This window comes from Pauljensenia sp. UMB3104, assembly GCF_030217285.1.
Taxonomy (GTDB): Bacteria; Actinomycetota; Actinomycetes; order Actinomycetales; family Actinomycetaceae; genus Pauljensenia.
This window is the reverse complement of sequence record NZ_JASONN010000467.1, coordinates 1-249: the sequence shown is the minus strand read 5'-3', so window position 1 is coordinate 249 and position 249 is coordinate 1. Positions and strand designations below refer to the sequence as shown.

Annotated in this window: 1 protein-coding gene; it reads left to right on the top strand. The window is 63.9% G+C overall.

The features are described 5' to 3' along the window. The coding region (locus tag QP415_RS12430) for a hypothetical protein (protein ID WP_285100276.1) at window positions 1-192 on the top strand (192 nt) is incomplete at its 5' end. Window positions 193-249: the final 57 nt, after the last annotated feature.

Sequence of the window (249 nt, the reverse complement as noted above, 5' to 3'; positions counted from 1 at the left end):
GGTGCTGGCGGCGGCATGGGCAAGGACGACAAGAAGGGCCGCAAGCGCAAGTACGTGGCTTTCACGGTGGATGAGGATGAGGATGATCTGCCCGCAGGCTACGTCAACCCCCTGTCCCAGACCTACGGAACAGACCGCACCATCGCTCCCGCCAAGCGGGAGGACGACGGATGGGACCTACGCCAATGGTGACCTTCTTTGGCAACTCCGTGCGTGCTCTGACAACTGCCGCCTGCGCCCTCGCGCTGA